15 protein-coding genes are annotated in these 16,833 nt (G+C 65.8%); 14 read left to right on the plus strand and 1 reads right to left on the minus strand.

Going from position 1 to position 16,833, the window contains the following annotated elements:
* Positions 1-273: 273 nt before the first annotated feature.
* The 14 genes from NQ034_RS08320 to NQ034_RS08385 all read left to right on the plus strand — a co-directional run bounded on the left by NQ034_RS08320 (position 274) and on the right by NQ034_RS08385 (position 15,873).
* A complete protein-coding gene (locus NQ034_RS08320) occupies positions 274-1,773 on the plus strand; it encodes an MmgE/PrpD family protein (protein WP_257048222.1) in 1,500 nt (499 codons plus the stop codon).
* A complete protein-coding gene (gene prpB, locus NQ034_RS08325; protein WP_257048223.1) occupies positions 1,773-2,678 on the plus strand; it encodes a methylisocitrate lyase in 906 nt (301 codons plus the stop codon). Before NQ034_RS08320 ends, prpB begins: the two co-directional genes overlap by 1 nt.
* Positions 2,675-3,796, plus strand: a complete 1,122-nt coding sequence (locus NQ034_RS08330; RefSeq protein WP_257048224.1) for a bifunctional 2-methylcitrate synthase/citrate synthase — start codon at positions 2,675-2,677, stop codon at positions 3,794-3,796. Before prpB ends, NQ034_RS08330 begins: the two co-directional genes overlap by 4 nt.
* A gap of 160 nt (positions 3,797-3,956) precedes the next feature.
* Positions 3,957-4,739, plus strand: coding sequence for an enoyl-CoA hydratase/isomerase family protein (locus NQ034_RS08335; protein WP_257048225.1), 783 nt, complete (start codon positions 3,957-3,959; stop codon positions 4,737-4,739).
* Positions 4,740-4,760: 21 nt separating this feature from the next.
* Positions 4,761-5,666, plus strand: a complete 906-nt coding sequence (locus tag NQ034_RS08340; protein ID WP_257048226.1) for an RCC1 domain-containing protein — start codon at positions 4,761-4,763, stop codon at positions 5,664-5,666.
* On the plus strand, positions 5,659-6,030 hold the full coding sequence (locus tag NQ034_RS08345) for a DUF5655 domain-containing protein (protein ID WP_257048227.1): 372 nt from the start codon (positions 5,659-5,661) through the stop codon (positions 6,028-6,030). The genes NQ034_RS08340 and NQ034_RS08345 overlap by 8 nt, the downstream gene beginning before the upstream one ends.
* Positions 6,031-6,399: 369 nt before the next feature.
* Positions 6,400-8,187: an HNH endonuclease signature motif containing protein gene (locus NQ034_RS08350; protein ID WP_257048228.1), complete on the plus strand. Its 1,788-nt coding sequence runs from the start codon at positions 6,400-6,402 to the stop codon at positions 8,185-8,187.
* 123 nt (positions 8,188-8,310) lie between these two features.
* Positions 8,311-9,489, plus strand: a complete 1,179-nt coding sequence (locus NQ034_RS16430; RefSeq protein WP_257048229.1) for an OmpA family protein — start codon at positions 8,311-8,313, stop codon at positions 9,487-9,489.
* On the plus strand, positions 9,486-10,160 hold the full coding sequence (locus NQ034_RS08360; RefSeq protein WP_257048231.1) for a hypothetical protein: 675 nt from the start codon (positions 9,486-9,488) through the stop codon (positions 10,158-10,160). Before NQ034_RS16430 ends, NQ034_RS08360 begins: the two co-directional genes overlap by 4 nt.
* A gap of 353 nt (positions 10,161-10,513) precedes the next feature.
* Entirely contained in the window at positions 10,514-10,987 is a 474-nt protein-coding gene (locus NQ034_RS08365; RefSeq protein WP_257048232.1) for a Dps family protein, read from the plus strand.
* Between the two features lie 126 nt (positions 10,988-11,113).
* Entirely contained in the window at positions 11,114-12,112 is a 999-nt protein-coding gene (locus tag NQ034_RS08370) for a Ppx/GppA phosphatase family protein (protein ID WP_257048233.1), read from the plus strand.
* Between the two features lie 105 nt (positions 12,113-12,217).
* Entirely contained in the window at positions 12,218-13,213 is a 996-nt protein-coding gene (locus NQ034_RS08375) for a sugar phosphate isomerase/epimerase family protein (protein ID WP_257048234.1), read from the plus strand.
* A 127-nt stretch (positions 13,214-13,340) separates the two neighbouring features.
* Positions 13,341-14,216 (plus strand): pyrroline-5-carboxylate reductase, encoded by an 876-nt coding sequence (gene proC, locus NQ034_RS08380; protein WP_257048235.1) that lies wholly within the window; start codon positions 13,341-13,343, stop codon positions 14,214-14,216.
* Between the two features lie 112 nt (positions 14,217-14,328).
* Positions 14,329-15,873 carry a DUF2079 domain-containing protein gene (locus NQ034_RS08385; RefSeq protein WP_257048236.1) on the plus strand — a complete coding sequence of 515 codons (1,545 nt, stop codon included), beginning with the start codon at positions 14,329-14,331 and terminating at the stop codon, positions 15,871-15,873.
* Between the two features lie 123 nt (positions 15,874-15,996).
* Here the strand turns inward: NQ034_RS08385 and map are convergent, their stop codons facing one another.
* Positions 15,997-16,764 carry a type I methionyl aminopeptidase gene (map, locus tag NQ034_RS08390; RefSeq protein WP_257048237.1) on the minus strand — a complete coding sequence of 256 codons (768 nt, stop codon included), beginning with the start codon at positions 16,762-16,764 and terminating at the stop codon, positions 15,997-15,999.
* Between the last annotated feature and the right edge of the window lie 69 nt (positions 16,765-16,833).

Consider the following 16,833-nt stretch of genomic DNA (forward strand, 5'->3'; position numbering starts at 1 on the left):
GCGGCCTCGACGCGATGCCGACGGAGTCCGGTCGAGCCCCGGTTCGGGCGAACGGGCTGTCCGCCGTTCGGACCCGTGGTTGGACCCACGGGCGGACCAACGGCGGACCCACGGTTTGGGAAATACCTTGATGTCAAGATATATTTGTGGTGGCAGATACACGTCGCCCGCATCCCCATACAGGCGCCGCAGGGCTACCGGCCAGGCGCGCACACCGTTAGGCTGGGGTGTGGACGCGGCATCAGGTCAAAGTCGACAATAGGAGCATCCTCCATGATCAACCACGAAGTCCGGGTATACAAGAGCGCTGAGAACCTGGAGCGCAAGGACCAGCTGGCCTACAAGATCGCCCAGGTCGCAGCCGACCCGGTCGCGATCGAATCGGAAGTCGCGGACATGGTGGTCAACCGTGTCATCGACAACGCCTCCGTCGCCGCCGCCTCCGTCAATCGCAAGGCGCCCACCCACGCCCGCGAACAGGCCCTGCCCCACAAGCTCGAACCGGGTGCGACCGTCTTCGGCCAGCCGCTGAGCGACCACATCTCCCCCGAATGGGCCGCCTTCGCAAATGGCGTGGCCGTGCGCGAACTCGACTTCCACGACACCTTCCTGGCCAAGGAGTACTCGCACCCCGGCGACAACATCCCCCCGATGATCGCCGTCGCCCAGCACCTGGGCAGCGTCTCCGGCGCTGACCTGATCAACGGCATCGCCACCGGCTACGAGATCCAGATCGACCTGGCCAAGGGCATCTGCCTGCACGAACACAAGATCGACCACGTCGCCCACCTGGGCCCGTCGGTCGCCGCCGGCCTGGGCGCCATGCTGCACCTGGATCCGAACGTCACCTACGAGGCGATCGGCCAGGCCCTGCACGTGACCACCGCGACCCGTCAGTCCCGCAAGGGCCTGATCTCCTCCTGGAAGGCGCACGCGCCGGCGTTCGCGGGCAAGATGGCAGTCGAGGCCGTGGACCGCGCGATGCGCGGGGAGACCTCGCCCAACCCGATCTACGAAGGCGAAGACGGCGTCATCGCCTGGATCCTGGACGGCCCCGACGCCCACTACACCGTGGGCCTGCCCGGTGCCGGTGAGGCCAAGCGTGCGATCCTGGACTCCTACACCAAGGAGCACTCCGCGGAATACCAGGCACAGGCCCTGATCGACCTGGCCCGCAAGCTCGGCGGTGAGATCGAGGACCTGTCCAAGATCAAGCACATCACGATCCACACCTCGCACCACACGCACAACGTCATCGGCACGGGCGCCAACGACCCGCAGAAGATGGATCCCAAGGCCAGCCGCGAAACGCTGGACCACTCGATCATGTACATCTTCGCCGTGGCCATGCAGGATCAGGGCTGGCACCACGAGCGCTCCTACGCTCCCGAACGCGCCGCCCGTCCGGACACCGTGGAACTGTGGCACAAGATCTCCACCGAGGAAGACCCCGAGTGGACGCGTCGTTACCACTCGACCGATCCCAACGAGATGGCCTTCGGCGGTCGCGTGGAGATCGAGTTCGAGGACGGCTCGAAGCTGGTCGACGAACTGGCAGTGGCCGACGCTCACCCGCTGGGCGCCCGGCCCTTCGGCCGCGAGAACTACATCCAGAAGTTCCGTACCCTGGCCGAGGGCATCGTCAGCGAGTCCGAGCAGAACCGCTTCCTGGACCTGGCCCAGAACCTGCGCGAACTCGATGCGGACGGCATCCGCGGCCTGTCCTTCGCAGTGGAAGGTCTGAAGCACTCCGGCTCGAAGGGGATCTTCTGATGTTGGGAGCAACCAGGACCGCCGCCGAACGCCGCGCGGACTTCCGCGCCCTGCTGGCCGGCGATAAGATCGTCCAGTTCCCCGGTGCCATCAACCCGATCAACGCACAACTGATCGAACAGACCGGCTTCGAGGGCGTCTACATCTCCGGTGGCGCATTCTCCGCCTCGCAGGGCCTGCCCGATATCGGACTGACCACCCTGACCGAGGTAGCAGATCACGGGCGCAACATCGCGCGGGTGACGAACCTGCCGACCTTCATCGACGCCGACACCGGCTGGGGCGAGGCGATGAACGTCGCCCGTACCGTGCAGGAGTTCGAGGACGCCGGGATCTCCGGGATGCACCTGGAGGACCAGGTCAACCCGAAGCGCTGCGGCCACCTCGACGGCAAGGAGGTCGTGTCGACCGCTGAAATGGTCAAGCGGATCTCCGCTGCCGTGCGCGGCCGCCGTGACGACAACTTCGTCATCTCCGCCCGGACCGACGCCCGCGCCGGTGAGGGCCTGGACGCAGCGATCGACCGCGCCAAGGCCTATGCGGCCGCCGGTGCGGACCTGATCTTCCCCGAGGCCATGCGCGATCTGGGCGAGTTCGAGAAGATGGCGAACGCCCTGGACGTGCCGATCCTGGCCAATATGACCGAGTTCGGCAAGAGCGATCTGTACACCACCGAACAGCTGGCGAATGCCGGCGTCAAGCTGGCCATCTACCCGGTGACCACGCTGCGCATCGCGATGGGCGCGATCAAGCGCGGCCTGCAGACCATCCGGTCCGAGGGCACTCAGATCAACGTGGTCGACGGTATGCAGACTCGCGCGGATCTGTACGACACCATCGATTACGCGGCATATAACGAATTCGACTCCCACGTCTTCAACTTCTCTCAGGAGGGACACAAGTGAGCGAGGACATCAAGAAGGGCCTGGCCGGCGTCACCGTCGATTACACGGCCGTCTCCAAGGTCGTCCAGGAAACCAACTCCCTGACCTACCGCGGCTACGCGGTACAGGACCTGGCGGCGAACTGCACGTTCGAAGAGGTCGCCTACCTGATCTGGAACGGCGAGCTGCCGACCGCGGCCCAGCTGGCGGACTTCACGGCCCGTGAACGTGCACAGCGCGCCATCGCACCCGAGCTGGTCGATCTGATCCTGCAGCTGCCCAAGGACTGCCACCCGATGCACGTCGTGCAGACGGCGGTGTCCTGGCTGGGCGCCTGGGATCCGGAAGCGGAATACGACGGTGAGGACGCCAACCGCGCCAAGGCCGAACGCCTCTACGCACAGCTGCCCACGATCGTCGCGATCGACCACCGCCGCCGTCACGGTCTGGACCCGGTGGCACCCACCGAGGACCTGGGCTACGCCGCGAACTTCTTCAAGATGGTCTTCGACGAGGTTCCGGCCGACGAGGTCGTCAAGTGCTTCGACATCTCGATGATCCTGTACGCGGAGCACTCCTTCAACGCTTCGACGTTCACCGCCCGCGTCATCACCTCGACGACCTCGGACATGTACTCCGCGGTCGCCGGTGCCGTCGGCGCCCTGAAGGGCCCGCTGCACGGTGGTGCGAACGAGGCCGTTATGGCGATGCTCGAAGAGGTCGGCACCGCCGACAAGGCCTCGGCCTGGATCGACAAGGCGCTGGCCAACAAGGAAAAGATCATGGGCTTCGGCCACCGCGTGTACAAGAACGGCGATTCGCGCGTTCCCACCATGCGCAAGGCTTTCGAGGAAATGGTCGCAGTCAAGGGAGCCAAGGAGCTGCTGGACCTCTACAACACCTTCGAAGAGGACTTCGTGGGCCGTAAGGGGATCTACCCGAACCTGGACTACCCCTCGGGCCCCGCGTACCACCTGATGGGCTTCGACACGGATCAGTTCACCCCGATCTTCGTCATGAGCCGCATCACCGGCTGGACCGCGCACATCATGGAACAGCAGGCGTCCAACGCCCTGATCCGTCCGCTGGCCGCCTACAACGGCGTGCCCCAGCGGGATGTCCCGGCCGACCGCGGCTGAGTCCACCCGCACCGACCGGCCCCGCCGGCGCCCGCTGTTGCGGGTGCCGGCGGGGCCGGTGCCATTCACCCCGGTTCACCGGCGCGGCGGGCGCAGGCCCGCCCGGACCTGTGCCCGGCCTCGGCCCGATCACGCATCCGACCAGACAGGAGATCTCCATATGAGCAGCCCGTACCGTCCCACCGACCTGCCCGGCTTCGGTTTCGACATTGTTGCCGGGGTCGCGACCCTGACGATCGACCGCACCGATAAGCGCAATGCGCTCTCGCGCCCCATGTGGCGCGCCCTGCCGGAGATCGTGGCCGGGGTGGACGCCGACGATTCGATCGCGGCGCTCATCATCACGGGGGCCGGCGGGCACTTCTCCGCGGGGTCCGATATCGCCGACCTGAACGTCCCGCTGGCGGACTTCTGGGAGCTCAACTCCGCCGCCGAGGCCGCACTGGCCGCAGCGCGCACCCCCACTCTGGCCGCCATCGAGGGAAATTGCGTGGGCGGGGGCACGGAACTGGCGGCTGCCTGCGATATCCGCATCGCAGCGCCAGGGTCGATCTTCGGGGTGACTGCGGCGAAGCTTGGCCTGGTCTACCCGCCAGGGCCCACTCGGTCCCTGGCCCGGGTGCTGGGGGAGTCCTGGGCGCGCTATCTGCTGCTCAGCGCCAAGATCGTCGACTTCGACACGATGGACCGGCTGGGCTTCTTCCACGAGACCGCGGCCGATCCGCTGCAGGCGGCCGGGAAGCTGGCGGAGCGGATCGCCGGACTGTCCAGCCTGAGCCAGACCGGTGCCAAGGCCATCCTGGCGGGGGAGCTCGACGAGGTGGACGCGCCGCCGGCCTGGCTCGACGCCGCCTACCGGACGGAGATCGAACAGGGCCAGGCGGCCTTCTTCGCCAAAGAACGCCCCGACTTCTCATTCCGCCGCAGCCACTGGCAGGGGTGAGGGTGGGCCTATCCTGATGGTGTGAGTGCGAGGAGCCGCGGTGCCACGGCCACATTGGCCACACTTGCCGCCGGGCGACGGCATTCGGTTGCCGTGCGCGGTGAGGGTACGGTGGTCGCCGTCGGTGACAACCGGGCCGGGGAATGCGCGGTCGATCAGTGGACCGACATCGTCTCCGTCGCCGTGGGCAATGTTCACACCGCTGTGAACACGGGAAAGGCACACACCATCGGTCTGCGCGCCGACGGCACGGTGTTGGCAACCGGTTGGAACGGCGACGGTCAGTGCGATGTCGCGCATTGGCGAGGCGTGCAGCAGGTGGCTGCGGGTTGGCGCCACACCCTGGGCGTCCTCGCCGACGGCACCGTCCTCGCGACCGGGCGAACCGCCGAAGGGGCCTGCGAGGTGAACGGCTGGCGGGACATCGTCGCGGTGTCGTGCGGCGACTGGCATTCGATCGGCCTGCGTTCGGATGGTGGAGCTGTAGCCGTCGGCAACAACCGCAGAGGACAGTGTGCGGTGGCGGGCTGGAAGGATCTCATCGCAGTCGCTGCTGGGTATATGCACTCCGTCGGGCTCGACCGTGCTGGTCGGGTCGATGCAGTCGGAGACGCCTCGGCGACAGAGGGGGTTCAGCTGTGGCGGGAAATCGTGTCCGTCGCTGCCGGGAGCTACCACACTGAGGGGTTGTGCGCCTCGGGAAGGGTGGTGGCCGTCGGCGACAACGCTCGGGGGCAATGTGATGTCGGAGGCTGGGAGGACATTGTCGCCGTCGCGGCCGGGTCAACTCATACCCTGGGCCTGCGGTCCGACGGCACGGTAGTGTGTGCGGGAAGCAGTGAGAACGGCAGAGGCGACATTGCCGGCTGGTCTGGGATCCGAGGCACCGGTGGCAGCGCCACTTCTATGGAGGGGGCCGATGGCTGAGGGCTCGAACAAGATGATCGGCGAGTTCGGCGAGATGCCGCGGACCCAGGGGTTCGCTGCGGCCATTGAGGAGTACACCAAGTCATTGGGCGGCGTGGAGAGCGAACTCAAGGCACAACTGAGTTTCTCTGTGAAGCGGAAATTCCTATGGCTGTGGGCCTACCAGCAAACAGCGGACGGGACTCTGTACCTCAATGTGACACTGGACCGGAAGAAGGACGACCCGCACTTCCACGACGTCACCCAGGTCTCCAAGAACAGGTGGAACCACCATGTGGTCGTGAAGTCGGAGGAGTCCGCGACCAGCGATTGGCTCCGCTCCCTGATCGAAGACGGCCACGAGTTCGGCGCGAAATCCTCCTAGTCGCCGCCGGCGGCATCACTTGTCGGCGGTATTCGCGAATCGGATGTGTCCTCAGGCCGAGTGCCCGCCTTTCGGTGGTACCACTTGCGTTCGGTGGCACTAGATGCGCGCGCATACCCTGCCACCCAGCGCATCTGCTGCCACCGAAACAGACAACCATTACTCGGCAAACATCGGAAACCAGTTTCGAATAAACCCTTCCCTTCATGAGTGACACACGCTACACTTGAAGTAGGTCAGGAAACCCGAATCGGACAGTGCAGTCCCGTCAGGTTTTATGGCTTGTCTTCCCCGACACCACAAGCACAGGCGTGCTTTGAAACAGCCAGTCCAGGTTCCAAACCGGCGCGGATGAGGAGGGAAGAGAACATGACCATTGATTCCACCCTCCCGCGCGCTGGTTCCCCCGATGATGACAAGAACCCCGAGGCCTTCGCCCGCCCGGCAGACCCCTTGCTGACCCCCGACGATTGGGAGCGTCTACAGGAGATCGCTCCGGAACTCGCTGTTGCGGCCGAGGCCCTCACTGGTCTGGGTGCCGGTGTGGGTACGGATCCCAGCCTTGACGCTTCCGACCTGCTCCTGGTGCTCAAGGGAATCGAACACCTGTCCCGCGTGACCACCTCGACCGAGGCTGTTGTTCTGGCGCGTGCCGAATACGAGGTGCCCACTGTTGATTATGGTGCGAAGACTCTTCCGGCTCTGTTGACTCGCCTATTGAGGATTGATGGGGCGGCCGCGAGGCGGCGGGTGCGGTTCGCGCACGCGATCGGTGCCGGCCGGTCTTTCACGGGTGCCCGTCTGGAACCGGCCTACCCCCATGTTGCCCACGCGTTGGCTGGTGGGGGTGTGTCGGTGGATCAGGCGCAGGCGGTGATCCGGGAGATCGAGAAGATCCCCCGCCAGGTCCGGCATGTTCATCACGCCACAGCGGAGAGACTGTTGGTTCAGACGGTGCCGAGTGTTGATGTGGACCAGGTTCGTGTGTTGGGTTCTCGGATTCGGGACTACCTGGATCCTGATGGACGTTTCGCGGAGGTTCCGCCGTTGGTTGATGAGTTTCATGTGACGGTGACTCCGCGGAGGAATGGTGCGTGGAATCTGACGGGGTTGTTGGATCCGGTGACGGGTGGGAAGTTGCATGGCTTGTTGACCAACCGGCAGGAGCCTGGACAGGACACGACTGAAGTGAACTCCGGGGAGGCTCAGCGAGTCGGCACCGGTGTGCCCGACGGTGCGGAATCCGTGACAGCTGATGTGCCGCCCGGTGACCTGCCACCTCAGGACCTGCCGGCTAGCGCGGTGACGGTTGATGGCCGGCCCACGACGAAAGCGAATCATCCGTTTGGGTATCGGGAGCGGCCCGATGGGGCACGTCGGCATGACATGTTCGCCACGTTGATTGATCGGGCTGCGGGTTCGGGTCCGCAGGGTGCGGGGATGGCCCTGGTGGTCACGGCGACTGCTGAAGAGTATGCGCAGGGGAAGGCGGAGGTTGAATCCACTGCCGGTCCCATCGGGTTGCAGGATCTGGAGTCCTTGTCTCCGGGTGCGCTTGTGTATTTCCAGGCCCACCAGCCGGGTACCCGGGAAGTCACCGTGCACAGTGCTAGTCGGTTTGCTACGCGGCGGCAGGTTGAGTTGATTGCTGCTCGTGATCGGGGGTGTACGTTCCCGGGGTGTGATATGCCGGTGGGGTGGTGTGATGCCCACCATATGATCCCCTGGTCCACTGGTGGACCCACGACGGTATCGAATCTGACCTTGGCGTGCCGGTTCCATCACACGTGGCATGACCAGCATGGGTGGAGGGCCGAGTTGATTGGTGGTTTGCCGGCGTGGATTCCACCCAGACACGTCGATATCGAGCAGCGGCCCCTATTCCATTCCCGGTTCGCGGCTGCTCTGGTGGATGTGAGTGCTGCGGGGAGCGCTGCGGGTTTGCCGCCGGTGTGGGTGCCGGAGGATTTCTCCCCACCGGACTGGAACGCAGAATCGGACCCACCCGATCCACCAGACCCGCCGAACTCCTTAGGACTGTCCAGTACTGCGAGCAAAGACCCTGCGGGTTCTGGCGGCATGCCGTGGGGCACTCATGGGTCCTACGCAACGGATGCAGGCACCGACCCTGACGACACCGACGTCCCACCCTTCTGAACCACGGCGAGCCACTGCGCCCACATACGGAGTCGCAGGGCCGCAGGCATTCCATTCCTGCGATATCGGAGTACCGTGTATGGCGTCCGTCACTCAATGTCGAGTCGAGGGGAGGCGACCTCTGTGGTCGCACGACGGAACCAAAGTACAGACGAACACAAATGGACCGGACAATTCGCAAAGGCCTCGACCCTGTCGGCCGTCGGTCTGCTGGCGCTGTCGGCACTGACCATATCCGGCCTCGGCCCACCGGCGAACGCGGCGCCGGCCGATTCCGAAGATCAAGCAGCCTCCGAAGACATGGTAGGGCCTGAAGACCAAGCCGGAGCCTCGGCCACGGCGCCGGGCACTGCGTCCGTGCCGCTGGCCGGCACCTTCACCTATCATGCCGACGGCAACGCCGACGGGGCCATCATCCATGGGGCGATCCATTCCGTGTCCCGGATCCCAGGCGGCACGGCGGTGTACTTCTCGGTCGGCGGTCCCGGCGTGACAGCGGGCGCGGTCGATCGCCGACCGGGTCTGGGCGAGGACTACAACATCACCGCCTTCAGATCCGTCGCGATCATCGACGGCGCCGGGCTCAAGCGTTATCAGCCGCTGGCCATGGGCAAGAACACCTGCGCCTGTTCCGACCAGAGCGATCTGTCGAGCTACGACGGCACCGCCGTGCCCCTGGTCGGCTACGCCGTGTTGCCCAGCCTGCCGCCGGACGTGAAGACGGTGACCGTCGAGTTCGGCTTCGGCAACCTGATCACGGGGGTGCCCGTCGATACCGCACCGCCGACCCCTGCGGTCGACGCAGGCATCGTGCCCCTGGGTCATGGCTGGCCCCGCCTGCCGGACCAACAACAGCTGGCCAAGGCCGATTCGCGCAAGTACACCCGGGATCTGGTGCGCAACAGTCGCAACGGGGCGCAGACCGAACACGAACGCAGCGGCTCGACCCGGTTGGACCTGAACTCCGACGTGCTCTTCGACACCGACAAGGCCACGCTGCGCCCCGATGCAAAGGCGACGGTGGCCGATGTGGCCAAGCGGCTGGCGGACAAAGGCACTGGAACGGTGCAGGTCACCGGCTACACGGACGATCGGGGCAGTGACTCGCACAACCTGAAACTGTCCAAGGATAGGGCGGACTCCGTCGTCAAAGCGCTGCGGGCCCAGGTACACAAGGCCGGTCTGACGTTCAAGACCGCGGGGTCGGGGGAGAAACACCCCGTGGCCTCCAATGACACGGAGCAGGGCCGGCAGCAGAACCGGCGGGTTGCCGTCGAGTTCTCCTCGGAAGGAGGATCGTGATGTTCGAATCCGGTAGGCCGAGGTCCCGGCTCGGGCGGGTGGTCCCGGTGCTGATCGCGCTGGGGGCCGCGGCGGTGCTCGGCGCTTGCAGTGGTGGCGCGACGCCGGGCGGTGATGGCGCCGGGTCCCACGGCGCACCCGGCGGTGCCGGGTCCGGTGCGACTTCGCCAGGGGCACCGGGCGCCGCGGGGACCCTGCCCGCAGAGCAGGCCGCACAGCAGATCATGGGTTCGCAGGAGGAAACCGATTCGGCAGGTCTGGGCGCGGGCACCCTGGATGCTGCAAGCGGCCCGGTCAAGGTGGGAGCCGAGGCGGTGAGTGTACAGACGGATGCGCAGGAGACCCGCGTGACCTGGCGCTTGAAGAACCTGGCCCACGGCACGGTGGACACCGGGTCCTTCCAGCTGGCCAGACCGCCTCTGATGGACACCCGGGCCCTGGGCCTGGCCGATGCCGGCGGCGGACGGGTCTACCACCCGTACACATATGTGCCGGTGAATTCGATCGGTGGGGAAGACACCGCCTGCGTGTGCAGCGAACTCCCCGAGCGGACGAACGACTCGGGGCAACTGCTCTACGCAGAACTGCCGCCGCTGCCCGAATCCGTGCACACGGTCACGCTCACACTGCCGGGCTTTGCCTCTGTCAAGAATGTGCCGGTGCATCGCTGAGACGGCCGGACGAATGAATGAAAAGCGATTATCCGGCGTTACCGAGTTGAATATAAGGGTATTGTTGCATTGTTGAACAAAGGTTTCATACGCATATTGAATAGAGGGTAGACGCTCTGCGTATAGTGTCTTTCGGCAATGTCCGAACCATCGACAGGCAAGGACTACCGAACCTCCTTATAGGTGCCCCGTCCCTAGGTTTGGCGGGCCTTGGCAAGGTCGGACTCTCCTCGTTCAGCCTTGCCTTGCGAGTGGGAGATCACCGGAGAAGATCAGTGAATCGGGAATTGAATCGCTCAATTCTTTGCTATGCTCAATGTAACGATCAAGGGAAACCGAAAAAGGAGATCACAATGGCCAGCGTCAAGCCGTTCACCGCTTCAGCAGAACTGTCCGCCAACATCCAGCGCGTTCTGGTCGACCTCATCGACCTGAGCACCGTGGGCAAGCAGGCCCACTGGAACATCCTCGGTGAGAACTTCCGCGACCTGCACCTGAACCTCGACGAAATGGTCGAGATCGCCCGTGAGGCCTCGGATAACTTCGCAGAGCGCATGCGTGAGCTGTACGCGACCCCCGACGGCCGCACCGCCACCGTCGCCAAGGAATCCAGCCTGCCGGAGTTCCCGGAGGGCGAGATCTCGACCCACGACGCGATCGACGCGATCGTCGACTCCATCTACGCGACGACCAACACGATGCGCGAGGTCCACGATCAGGTCGACGCCGAGGATCCGACGACCTCGGACATCCTGCACAACTACATCGAGAAGCTTGAGCAGCAGGCCTGGTTCATCGGCGCGGACAACCGCAAGCCGAAGAACTGACGCTCCTGTAGCGACGCATCTCCCATAAGGGCCCGGCCCCCCGCTTACCGCGGGGACCGGGCCCTTTGGCGTCGCGGTATTGGCACAGTCTTTGGACTGGCCTCGCCGCACGCTTAGACTTTTCCCATGCGTCTAGCCGTCCTGGACATCGGGTCCAACAGCATTCACCTCCTGGTCGTCGATGCCCACGTCGGCGCCCCACCCCTGCCCGCCAGCAGCCACAAGGAGATCCTGAAGCTGGCCGAATACCTGCAGGAGGATGGCTCCATCTCGTCCTACGGAGTCGAACGGCTGGTCCAGTTCTGCCACGATGCGATGGAGATCGCCGAGGACCAGGGCGCCGAACAGATCCTGGCCTTCGCCACCTCGGCGATTCGCGAGGCGCCCAACGGCGATGCGACGATCGATCGGATCCACAATGAGACGGGCCTGAAACTCAATGTGCTCACCGGCCAGGACGAGGCCAGGGTGACGTTCTTGGCCGTGCGCCGGTGGCTCGGCTGGTCGGCCGGCAACATCCTGCTGCTCGACATCGGCGGGGGTTCCCTGGAGATCGCCGCCGGACGCGACGAATATCCCGATGCGGCGGTATCGGTGCCATTGGGCGCGGGCCGGATGCACTCCGACTTCCTGCCCGACGATCTGCCCAGTGTCGACCAGGTTCACGCCCTGCGTCGCCATGCCCGCCACCTGATCGGCCGGATCGCCGGCGATATCAACCGGGTCGGCCCCTTCGACAAGGTCGTCGGTTCCTCCAAGACCTTCCGGACCCTGGCCCGCCTGGCAGGCGCCGCCCCCAGCGGCGAGGGCATCTACGTCCCCCGCAAACTGGCGCGCAAGGATCTGAGCACGATCGTCGACACCCTGGCAGCGCGGACTCCATCGGAACGCACTCTGCTGCCCGGAGTCTCGGAATCGCGCGCAGGGCAGATCCTGGCCGGCGCGATCGTCGCCGAGGCCGCCTTCACGATCTTCGACATCAAGTCCATGCGGATCTCGCCCTGGGCCCTGCGCGAGGGCATCATCATGCGCAAGTTGGACCTGTTGGATTCCGCCGAGGAATCCACTGGTACCGCCGGTGTGCACATCAGCCATGTGGGACTCCGAACGCCCGCGGGTTTCTAAGGAATCGGTAGTACAAGGACAAGTCGCGCGGGGAGAATGGTCGTGCAAGGACCGGCCAGCGGCCGTCCCCGCAATTCCTAGGGTCCGCGGTCTACACTCACGAGTGTGAGCGGAAAAGGGAAGTCCAAGAAGCACGCGGAAGTAGCCAAGGTGCGTGGCCACAAGGCCTACACCAAGAAGAACGCTGCGAAGAGGAACGGGCGCAAGCACCGTGCCTACTTCGAATCGAACCCCGTCTACGAGCACGGGGTCAAACACTCCTCGGCCTTCGACATCCCGGTCGGCCTGTCCTCCTCATCCGTCTACCCGATGGAGGTCTCGGAGACCTTCGACACCGCCGTGCGGCTGGGCTACGACGGCGTGGAGATCATGGTGACGAACAACGCTCAGACCCAGGACCCTGACTTCATGCTGCGCGAGGTCGATCGGACCGGACTGCCAGTGCTCAGCCTGCACGCCCCCACCCTGCTGCTGATGCCGCGGGTGATGCACAAGGACCACTGGGAGAAGCTTCGCAAGACCTGTCAGATCGCGGCCAGGGCCGGAGCGAGCACGGTCGTGCTGCACCCGCCGTTTCGCTGGCAGGGCGAATACGCGAAGAACTTCGTGCCCGGCGTCCGCGCGATGAGCCAGGAAACCGGTGTGACCCTGGCCGTGGAGAATATGTACCCGTGGCGCGCCGGCCTGCGCGAAGTCATGGTCTACGCCCCTGACTGGAACCCGCTGGACGAGGACTATGACGCCTTCACCTTCGACTTCTCCCACGCCTCGACCGCGGGGATGAACGCCCTGGAGACTGTCAAGGAGATTCAGGACCGTCTGGCGATCGTCCACCTGACCGACGGCGCCGGTTCCCTCAAGGACGAGCACCTGGTGCCCGGCACCGGGAAGATGCCGGTGGCAGAGACGATGCAGCACCTGGCCAAGACCGACTGGAATGGCACCGTGGTCGTCGAGGTCAATACGCGTTTCACCGCGAAGCGCTCCGCCCGCGAGAAGATGCTAGCCGATTCCCTGGCCTTCGCCCGCACCCACCTGGGCCAGGACGCGCGGGCTGCCGGCACACACACCAAAACCGGGCGCCGTTCCGCGGGGGACTGAGGCGGACGACCGGGGCAGGCCACTGAGACCGGCCGATCGCAGGGGCCCGGTCAGTGGTTGAGGAGCGTTCGGCCGTGGCCAGCTAGAGTGGAATGCGGACTGCAATCAACACAGTGAGGAACCCTCCATGTCCCTGCGCATCGCGATGATCGGAACCGGCTCGATGGGAGGGGCGCTGCTATCGGGCATGCTGTCCTCTGCGGACCCGGCCTCCCCGAATGCCTCCACCGGGGGTGCAGTCGATGCAGCCGGGGTGCCACTGGAGAACGCCCGCGCCACGACCAAGTCGCAGGCCAGCGCCGAGGCCCTGGCCCAGCGTACCGGCGTGTCGACCATGGCCTTGGACGCCGACCCTGCGGCCAACCGGGACGCGGCGGCCGGGGCGGACTTCGTCTTCCTGGGCGTCAAGCCCTGGATGATCGCCGACACCCTGACCGACCTGGCGCCCAGCCTGGAACCCGAACAGGTCATCGTGTCCATGGCAGCGGGGGTTTCAATCGAGACCCTGGCACAGCTGGTCCCCGATAACCCGATCGTGCGCATCATGCCCAACACCCCGTCCGAGATCGGGCAGGGTGTCATTGCTCTGGCCCCGGCCTCGCGGGTGCCCGCCGGACGGGTGGAGGAACTGTCGGGACTGCTGTCCGGCGCCGGACGGGTCTTCGCCATGAGCGAGGAGCAGATCGGCGCGATGATCGGCATCTCCGGCTCCGGGGTCGCCTACTTCTTCCTGCTGGCCGAGGAGATGGTCAAGGCGGGCGTGGATCTGGGTCTGAGCGAGGACGCGGCTCGGGAAATGGTCGTCGCGACGGCCCAGGGCGCGGGATCGCTCCTGGCTTTGAAACAGGATCCCGCAGCACTGCGCCAGGCCGTCACCAGCAAGGGCGGCACCACCCATGCGGCGATCGAGACCTTCCGCGCCCACGACCTCGAGGCCACGGTCAAGGCCGCCGCCCAAGCCGCCTACAACCGCGCCCAGGCTATGGAAGAAGAGAATGCCTGAAGGTAAGGCGCGGGCTGGAACTGGAGCCGCGGCCGGCGGCGAGAACGTGAGAATGCCTGAAGGTAAGGCGCGGGCTGGAACTGGAGCCGCGGCCGGCGGCGAGAACGTGAGAATGCCTGAAGGTAAGGCGCGGGCAGGGACTGAGGCCGCGGCCGGCGGCATGACGAAGCGGATCCTGCCCGGAGCCTCGGCAGCGGTGTCCCTGGTGCTCTACGGGGCGCTGTCCATCATCATGTGGCGGATCTATTATTCGCCGTCCTGGGACTTGGGGATCTTCACCCAGCTGCTGAACGACTATGCGCACCTGCAGGCGCCGATCGTCGACATCAAGGGCCCCGGCTACAACCTGTGGGGCGACCACTTCCACCCGATCCTGTGGCTGCTGATGCCCGTGTTCAAGATCTGGCCCTCGGGCCTGACTCTGATGCTGTTGCAGGCGGTGCTGTTCGCGGCCTCGGCCTGGCCCGTGGCGTCCTATGCCGCGCAGAAGCTGCCGGCGGCCGGGGCCTGGGCCCTGTCCCTGGCCTACGTGGGGTCCTATGGGCTGCTGAACTCGGTGACCTCGCAGTTCCATGAGATCGCCTTCGCCGTGCCGCTGTTGGCCTTCGGCCTGGTGTGGTGGCTACGTGGCCACCATCTGGCGGGCGCCATCGCAATCGCCCTGTTGGTCTTCGTCAAGGAGGACATGGGGCTGACCGTCGCAGCCTTCGGGATCGCCGTATGGTTACGCCAGCGGGCCACCAAGTACCAACTGGGACTGTTCGTCTGGGGCGTGCTGTGGTTCGCGGTGACGGTCCTGCTGATCTTGCCGGCATTCAACAACTCCGGTCAGTACGACTACACGGACAATGTCTCGGCCCTCGATGCCCTGGGTGCAGGCGCACAGACCAAACTCGCGACCCTGGGTGCATTGGTCCTGGCGGCGGGGGCGGTGGGGTTGCGCAGCCCACTCATCCTCATGGTGCTGCCGACTCTGGCCTGGCGTTTCGTGGGAAACGTCGAAGGTTATTGGGGTCTGAGCTTTCACTACACGGCGGGCCTGGTGCCGATTGCGGCGCTCGCGCTGATCGATGGGATCGCCGGGCCGGGCTGGACGGGCTGGAAACGGGCCGGTGCGGCCAAGTCGGGTGCCGCCGGGCCGGCCGAACCGGGCGGCGTCGGCACGGAAGCGGCGGCCGCAGTCGAGCGCGAAGACGCCGCGGCCTCGGCCCCGGAACCTGTCGCGCAGGCTTATGCCGCCCGGACCGAGGCCGCCCGGACCGAGGCCGCGCAGACGGTGCGGGAACGGACCCTGGGCACCTGGGCGCCGGCCGCAGCGGCCGCGGGCGTCATCGCCCTGGCGGGCAGCACGAACATCAACCTGCTGTGGGAATCCGAGCGCTACGCGATCGACGCGGGCCCTGCCGTGCAGGCCGCCGAGCAGTACGGCACCGTGGCCACCGATATCCGCCTGCTGGCGTATCTGGCGCCCAAGACGCACACCTACTGGTACGGCAGACTGGACCAGGTGAAGCCGGACGCGGTGCTGCTGCGGCCCTCGGAGACGGGCCAGACCACCGAGGAATGGGCCGAGGAGCGCCTGGGCGGGGACTGGACCACGGTGCTCAGCGAGGGCGGCTACGAACTGGCGGTCCCCGCGGCTCAGGGGCAGGGCTGAACCGAACCGTACCGTGCCTGGACCCGAAAGTGGCTCCACACTAGCTTGGGTGGCTCGATAGAAGCAGATTTATCGAGCCACACAAGCAAGTGTGGAGCCACTCCGGGATTGGGCCCAGATCGTTCAGGCAGTGAGGATCTTGGGGCCGTCGGCCGTGATCGCCACGGTGTGCTCGCTGTGCGCCGTGCGGCTGCCGGTCTTCGAGCGCAGTGTCCAGCCGTCCTTTTTATCGGTCACCAGCTGATCCGTGCCGGCCATCACCCAGGGCTCGATCGCCAGCAGCAGGCCCTCGCGCAGTTTGTAGCCGCGGCCGGGTCGACCGTCATTGGGAATGTGCGGGTCCTGGTGCATGGTCGAGCCCACGCCGTGCCCACCGAAGTCGGTGTTGACCGGATAGCCGTAACCGCGCAGGACCTCGCCGATGGCGTGCGAGATATCGCCGATCTTATTGCCCACCCGGGCCTCGGCGATGCCGGCGGCGCGTGCGGCCTCGGTCGCCTCGATCATCCGCAGGTCCTCATCCGATTTCGGCGTGCCGACCACGAAGCTGATCGCGGCGTCGGCGACGATCCCGTGCAGCGAGCAGGCCAGGTCCAGGCTGAGCAGATCCCCGTCCTTGAGCCTGTACTTCCGCGGCATCCCGTGCAACACAGCATCGTTGACCGAGGTGCAGATGTAGTGGCCGAACGGGCCCGAGCCGAAGGACGGGGCGTAGTCCACATAGCAGGATTCCGCGCCGGCGGCGTCGATCAGCTCGTGTGTCCAGGCGTCGATCTCCATGAGGTTCGTGCCCACCCGGGTGCGTTCCCTCAGCGTTCGCAGGGTGTCGCCGATGAACTTTCCACTGACTTCGGCGCGTTCCAATTCGGCAGGGCTCAAGACTTCGATCATGGTTCCATTGTCCCACGCGGGGCCCGGGCGCGGGGGAGTGACGGGCCACAACCCCGGACCGTGGGGGCC

The sequence above is a fragment of the Brevibacterium moorei genome, assembly GCF_024580735.1.
Classification (GTDB): domain Bacteria; phylum Actinomycetota; class Actinomycetes; order Actinomycetales; family Brevibacteriaceae; genus Brevibacterium; species Brevibacterium moorei.